General features: G+C 39.0%; 7 protein-coding genes. All 7 read left to right on the top strand.

What is annotated here, in order from left to right; genetic code table 11:
- On the top strand, positions 1 to 1,824 hold a 1,824-nt coding region (locus EVJ48_07960; protein ID RZV38044.1), incomplete at its 5' end, for a flagellar hook-length control protein FliK.
- Positions 1,825 to 1,841: 17 nt separating this feature from the next.
- Complete coding sequence (locus EVJ48_07955) at positions 1,842 to 2,306, top strand: hypothetical protein (protein ID RZV38043.1); 465 nt, start codon at positions 1,842 to 1,844, stop codon at positions 2,304 to 2,306.
- A 36-nt stretch (positions 2,307 to 2,342) separates the two neighbouring features.
- Complete coding sequence (locus EVJ48_07950; protein ID RZV38042.1) at positions 2,343 to 2,765, top strand: hypothetical protein; 423 nt, start codon at positions 2,343 to 2,345, stop codon at positions 2,763 to 2,765.
- A gap of 346 nt (positions 2,766 to 3,111) precedes the next feature.
- Positions 3,112 to 3,651 carry a flagellar basal body-associated FliL family protein gene (locus tag EVJ48_07945; GenBank protein ID RZV38041.1) on the top strand — a complete coding sequence of 180 codons (540 nt, stop codon included), beginning with the start codon at positions 3,112 to 3,114 and terminating at the stop codon, positions 3,649 to 3,651.
- Between the two features lie 10 nt (positions 3,652 to 3,661).
- Entirely contained in the window at positions 3,662 to 4,654 is a 993-nt protein-coding gene (gene fliM, locus EVJ48_07940; GenBank protein RZV38040.1) for a flagellar motor switch protein FliM, read from the top strand.
- A complete protein-coding gene (gene fliN / locus EVJ48_07935; protein RZV38039.1) occupies positions 4,647 to 5,291 on the top strand; it encodes a flagellar motor switch protein FliN in 645 nt (214 codons plus the stop codon). Before fliM ends, fliN begins: the two co-directional genes overlap by 8 nt.
- A gap of 1 nt (position 5,292) precedes the next feature.
- Positions 5,293 to 6,615: a flagellar biosynthetic protein FliO gene (gene fliO / locus EVJ48_07930; protein RZV38038.1), complete on the top strand. Its 1,323-nt coding sequence runs from the start codon at positions 5,293 to 5,295 to the stop codon at positions 6,613 to 6,615.
- The last annotated feature ends 15 nt before the right edge of the window (positions 6,616 to 6,630 follow it).

The raw sequence follows: 6,630 nt of genomic DNA, 5'->3' as shown, positions 1-6,630 counted from the left end.
TCGTCGGGTTTCGGCGGGCAGGGGTCGTTCGGCGAAATGCTCGGTAACTCTATAAGCGGCTTGTCTAATGCCGCTTCTTCCGTTTCGGACGGCGGTCAAAATCAAGGCGGAGCGTTTCAGTCTGCAGGCGGAGCGTCTAATGTTTACGGAGGCGGTCAGGCAGGCAATACTGCCGAAACATCGACACCTGTTTCGTCAACGGGTCAACAACTTAATAACGGCGCGAATGCTGTCGGCAATAATAACGGCGCTCAGACGGAAAACAATATAAGCGGAAGTTCGCCGAATAATGGTAACGGTTATCAGGCGGGTCAGCCTGTAAATAATAATAATACCGGCGGCGGACATTCAAACGCTGACATAGGCAAAAGCGCCGCAAAAATTTCCGCTTCTAACGGCGATTCATCGCAGGTTTCAAGCAAAAATGGGAATACGGAACATACGTCCAACGATTCCTCTAAATCCTATAAAACCGCTTCGGAAAAAGGCGGAAATACCGTACTAAACGGTAACGCTAATATTCGCGACGAACGAAACGTTTATTTCATAGGAAATACGAATATTAATTTTGCAGGACAATTACCCTCAGCAAAAAAAATAGACGTAAAATCGGGCGGTACGGGTGGAAACGGAAACGCATCGGAAGGCGCAAATTCAAAATCAAAGCATGATGTAAACGTTTCACTCTTAAACGCAAACGGGACGCAGGTATCGGACGGAGGTTCCAATGCCGGAAATATCGGGAGCAATTATTCAGGTATAAATGCGCTTGCGGATAACGTTAAAAATATTAACGGCAAAGACTATCAGGCTTCGGTACGTAATAACTCAGCAGCAGTTTCCGCAGACGGTTCATCGTCTAAATCATCAGACGTTGCTGCTAATAAAATTACCTATAACCAAATTATTACGGACAAAACCGCCGCAAACAAAGCAAACCCTAATTCTAATACCGCCGATGCAAATAAAATTAATATTTTTAATGCAAACGCCGCAAATAACGGCGTAAAAGCCGATGTAAATATGAGCGTTATAAACGCTCAAAACGCAAAAACGCTGAACGAGGATATTAAAAATAATGCTCTTAATTCAGAAAGTATTAAAAATTCGTCCAGCGCAGGTTTATCGCTTTCCGGTTCAGCGGTATCTTCCGGAATTAACTCTGCCGGCAGTTTAAAAGCCGGAGATTCCGGTTCTTTATCTTCAAATTTTTTCGGCGTCGCAGGTTCGGCGGTTTCAGCCGGCTCAGGTTCAGATCCGCTTTCCGCTTCCGGCGGAAATTCCGCAGGTTTCAGTTTGACCGGTAACGGCGTGTCGGGACTCGAAGACGATACGGCAGGTGAAACTACCGGTTCTTTAGCGATTAATTCGGTTATGTTTATGTTGAGAAGAAACGTCCAGTCGGCTGTTATTACGTTAAATCCGGCTTCGCTCGGCACGGTCAAAATAAATATTTCATTAAATCCGTCAAATTCTTTAAACGCATTTAATCAAGCGATTTCTTCGGGCGGCTCTATAACGGTCAATATGCTTGCGCAGAATGAAGCGGCAAAAAATGCGCTTCAGGCATCCTCGGATTCTCTGCAGAGCGCCCTTAAAAATCAGGGGTTTTCTACCATAAATTTGAATATAAGCACCGGTTCGGGTTATAATAACGGCAACGGCGGCGGCGCAAACGAGTCTTTCAATAATGCTTTTACTTCTGGCAATGCAGGTTATAATTCCGGATTTTCAAACGGAGGCGCAGAAACGCAAACGGTTTCCGCCGGAACAAACGATTCAAGATACGGCAATCCGAATGCATTAGTAGATTATTTCGTATAAATTATATAAAAGCAGGAATGAATTCTATTCTGCCCCGTCACAAATTAACTATGGCATTTAAATTTCAGAACATATTGAACCACCGAAAAACAATTCTCGATAAAAAATACACCGAACTTTCCGAAGTTCAGAAGAGGGTTGCGCTGATAAATTTAGCTATATTCGACGTTCAAAAATCTTTGGAATCTTTTAAAAAATCTTATTCGGCGCAGGTTGCGGGTATATCTGACATATACGGTTACAATACGCTTGAAACAGGATATAAATCCCTGCAGTATAAGCTGAACGAATTGCTTGCCGAACAGGAATCTGCCGAACGAGAACTTGAAATTAAAAAAAAATCGGTTATTGAAGCTAAAATAGAATATGAAAAAATAAACAAACTTAGAGAAAAGCATCTTGCGATAGATAAAATTAACGAATTAAAAAGAGAAGAAGCCGTAACTTCCGATTTTGCTTCTAACCGTTTCATAAATCAATAAATAAATATATAAAAAATATATAATAATATATAATATATGAAGAAAAAAGTAAGTCTGCATAACGTTCTTTTTATTCCCTTTTTGATATTTGCCGCCGTATTTTTATCTTATTGCTATTGCTGTTTTTCGCCCGTTTCGGCTTATGCTTCAAGCGTTTCCGCGGAAAGACAGGAGATTAAAGTTCTCAAAAATCAGATTAAATCCGAAGTAGAGCAGTTAAAAAAAATTGAATCTAAAATCCATCATATAAAAACCGCTCAGCAGGCTAAAATAAAAAACTTAATACCAGTTTATTCTTCTATGAGTCCAAGAAAAGCCGCCGCTATACTTCCCGGTATAGATAAAAGCGTCGCGATATATATTTTATCGCACATGACCGCAAAAGCCGCTTCCGCTATAATTTCAAGGATGCCGGTTAAATCCGCAATATTTTTCACCAATGCCATAGCTGGAAAATAATATTGATAATTCTAATTATTAAAATATAATAAATCCGCTCCCTTCTCACCCATCCCAAATTAGCTTATACGGCTAAATTCTATTTAGAAATTGCTATTGTATATAAAATCGATTAAAATTAAATTAATTTTAAAAATTTGACGAAAACGAATAACAGCGTCAGAATAATGACGATATCTTAAATGTTATTTAATATATCCATATCGAATTAATTTATAAAATAATCAATAATTCATTGATTTTATTAGATTATTATATTGTATGTTATAATTTTGGATAATATGGCATAGATATTGCATTATCTTTCGTAAGGATATTTGTATAAATTTAATTTTGGAGGCGGTTTATGGCTGATGACAAAAACGGCAAAACTAACAAGGAACTCGGCAATGTCGACGAGGAGATGTCCACTATCTCTCAGATAGAGGCATCCAATAAAAAAGGCGGGAAGAAAAAACTTTTGTTTATCATTGTTCCGCTTCTGCTTATACTCGGAGGCGGCGGTTTTGCGGCTTACCATTTTTTACTCGCCAAAAAAAGCAAAACCACGGTTAATAAACCGGCTGGGCTTTCCAATGTGCAGCCTGGTCCGATGATAAAACTTAAATCTTTTTTGACCAATCTTGCAAACACTAACAGAACCGCTTACGTAAAGGTTTCTATGTCTATAGAATTAAAACCCGGTTCTAACGTAGGCATTTTCAAACAGCTTACCCCTAAGGTAAGAAACCGTATAATCATGATTTTAAGTTCAAAAACGTCAAAAGAAATAGATAGTCCTCAAGGGCAACTGTCTTTAAGGCATCAGATAGCGAGGAGCCTTAATCAGCTTCTTGGAGACGATACCGTAACCGGAGTTTATTTCAATAATTATTTAGTTCAATAAAAATAAAAATATGGCTGAAATATTATCGCAAGACGAAGTTAACGCTCTGCTTAGAGGCATATCTTCCGGCGCGATAGAATCGGAAAAAAAAGAAGAAAATCTTGGCGGTATAAAGCCTTACGATTTAACTTCGCAGGACAGGATAGTCAGGGGCAGAATGCCCACTCTAGAAATAATCAACGAAAGGTTTGCCCGTCTTTTAAGAAACGATTTAACTTCCGCCCTAAGAAAAGTTGCGGAAATAACGTCTACTTCGGTAGATATGCAGAAATTCGGGGAGTTTTTAAAAAATATTCCGCTTCCGACGAGCCTGACTATTTTTAAAATGCCGCCTCTTCGCGGCTATGCTATTTTCGTTTTAGACTCAAGATTAGTGTATAACCTGATAGATATTTTTTTCGGCGGCACTACCGACCTGCACGTAAAAATAGAAGGAAGGGATTTTTCGCCAATAGAAAACAAACTGATAAAAAAAATAACGGATATGGCTTTTAATTCGCTAAAAACTGCTTGGATGCCGGTTTCGCCGATAGACATAGAATTTCAAAGAAGCGAAATAAATCCTCAGTTTGCGACTATAGTTACGCCTACGGAGGTCGTAATTATAAGCAGATTCGAGGTGGACATAGAAGGCGCCGTTTCTAAATTTATGATATGTATACCTTATTCAATGATAGAGCCTATTAAAGAAAAACTTTACAGCGGATTTCAGAGCGAACAGCTTGAAGTCGACCACAGATGGATAGAAAGATTTAAAGAAAGGCTTAAAGAATCGGAACTTAATATAAGGATTGATCTCGGAAAGACGAGCATAAGCTCCCGAGATTTTTTAAAAATAAAAAAAGGCGACGTTATAGTGTTAGACAAAAGAATAGAAGACCCTTTAGTGATCGATATAGAAAATCTGCCGAAATTTATTGCTTATCCGGGTAAACTAAATAATAATCTTGCCGTAAAAATAATTTCCGACATACCGTTGGGTAAAGAGGGCTATTATGAGTGAAGAAAATAAGACCGAAGAATTAGAAAAAAAAGCTGGAGAAGACGCACAGGTTCAAAGCCGGGCGGCAGGTGCAGAAACAGCCAAGCAGGCTGCGCCTTCGGAGGACGAAGACGACAATATCAGCTGGGAGGATGCCTTTAAAGAGGAAGAAGCCGCTAATGCCGGCGCAGGGGCAAATGCTTCGTCCGAAAGCACCGCACCTGCGGAACAAAGCCAAGCGGGCGGCAATAGCGGAACAGCCGTAGTATCTGACGCGGCAGATTTGGGAGTCGAAGATATTAAACCTGCAAAAAATGAAACTGCGCAACCAACTCCTAAGAAACCGGTAAAAAAATTAGAATTTGCATCGTTCGACGAATCCGATAAAACTGCCGAACCGCCAAAAAATTTGGATTTTATTCTCGATATACCTCTTACCATATCGGTAGAATTGGGGAGGACAAAAATGGTTATTAACGATATGCTCCAGCTTGGACAGGGTTCGGTCATAGAACTTGCAAAACTTGCCGGCGAGCCTTTGGATATATACGTTAACGGCAAACTTATGGCGAGGGGAGAGGTTGTTTTGGTCAACGATAAATTCGGCGTCAGGCTGACGGATATTATAAGCCCGGTAGAAAGGGTTAAAAAACTTTAATATGTTTAATATATTTAATATGAATAAAATTAAATCGTTATTTTATACTTTTTGTTTTATTTCCGCGGTTTTGATTTTTTTAGCCGCCGCCTTCAATAAAGCATATGCCGAAAGCGGCTTGACGTTAAAAGGAATTTCGGTTTCGGAAAGCAAAAAAAACAATTCTTATTTTATATGGTTTAGATTTAACGGCAAACCGCAAAACGTTTTAAAAAATATGATTTATAAAAAATACGGCATTGAAGCCGTTTTTAATAATACTGTTTCCTATGGGTCCGCACGGCAATCCAAGTTTGTAAATTTTAAAGGCAGCAGGCTTTTTAAAGCCGCCGAAATTATACCGGCGGGCAATTCGGGATTAGATGCCGTCGTTTATTTTAATAAAAGTATAAAAATAGCACGGAAAAACGTTTTTGCTTCATTTTATCGAAATTATTTGGTTATTAAAATAGTCGGCGGATTTCCCGCCGATATATTTAAAAACGTAGGAAAGAAAAATACCGTCTTGGTAAATAACGCCGCAGACAAAACAAGTAAAGTTAATAAAACAAAATCGAAAAATAATCTTAAACCCTCTGCCGCATCTAATGCCGGCGCTTTTTCCAATGCAAAACATTTAAATTTAAAAAATGCTTCTTTAAAAAAACCGGCCGGTTTAAATATGGGTCTTGAAGCCGTTAAAACCGCGGTTTATTTAGCTCTTATTATCGCCATGATTTACGGCATATATTTCTTTATGAATAAATTTAAAAACAGGGTTTCGACGAAAGAAAAAATTAACAGCCTGAAAATAATATCTTCTATTAATCTCGGCAATAAAAAATCTATCCTGCTTATAGAAGTAAATAGAGAATTTTTTTTAGTAGGAGTCTCTCCTTCAAATATTCAGATGATAGGGCGTTTACAGGGAACCGCCGGTCAGCAAAATTCCGAAATTTCGGATTATACCGAACAGCAAGGCAAAACTTCGGTAAAAGAAATAAAAGAATCTAAAGAAATTAAAGGAAAAAGCGGCAAACAATTTAATCCCGAAGCTTATGCGGCATACGATGAAACGCCTGTTTACGGGAACGCCGCCGGTCCGTTCGCCAGCCCTTCGCCGGCAGTCAAAACCTACGGCAGATTTGCGGACGTTATGAGGGAAAAGGTCGGCGGTCGGTCGGAATTTCCGGAAAATACCGCCGCAGATGCTTTAGATAAATCCGGTAAAGTTAAAAATATCAACGAAGCCAAATTTAAAAACAAAGCCGATAATATATTTTTCGATATAGAAGAAAGACTTAAGGGGTTGATGGAGAGCGATGTTAAAAGTAAAAAGCTTTAAAAACACTTCGCTTTT

The sequence above is a fragment of the Candidatus Acidulodesulfobacterium acidiphilum genome, from assembly GCA_008534395.1.
In the GTDB taxonomy this organism is placed as follows: domain Bacteria; phylum SZUA-79; class SZUA-79; order Acidulodesulfobacterales; family Acidulodesulfobacteraceae; genus Acidulodesulfobacterium_A; species Acidulodesulfobacterium_A acidiphilum.
This window is presented reverse-complemented; position numbering and strand designations above follow the sequence as displayed.

Bases quoted from the DNA above. Each gene is read 5' to 3' on its own strand.
- EVJ48_07955 (RZV38043.1), top strand. From the start codon at position 1,842: ATGAATTCTATTCTGCCCCGTCACAAATTAACTATGGCATTTAAATTT.
- EVJ48_07950 (RZV38042.1), top strand. From the start codon at position 2,343: ATGAAGAAAAAAGTAAGTCTGCATAACGTTCTTTTTATTCCCTTTTTG.
- EVJ48_07945 (RZV38041.1), top strand. From the start codon at position 3,112: ATGGCTGATGACAAAAACGGCAAAACTAACAAGGAACTCGGCAATGTC.
- fliM (RZV38040.1), top strand. From the start codon at position 3,662: ATGGCTGAAATATTATCGCAAGACGAAGTTAACGCTCTGCTTAGAGGC.
- fliN (RZV38039.1), top strand. From the start codon at position 4,647: ATGAGTGAAGAAAATAAGACCGAAGAATTAGAAAAAAAAGCTGGAGAA.
- fliO (RZV38038.1), top strand. From the start codon at position 5,293: ATGTTTAATATATTTAATATGAATAAAATTAAATCGTTATTTTATACT.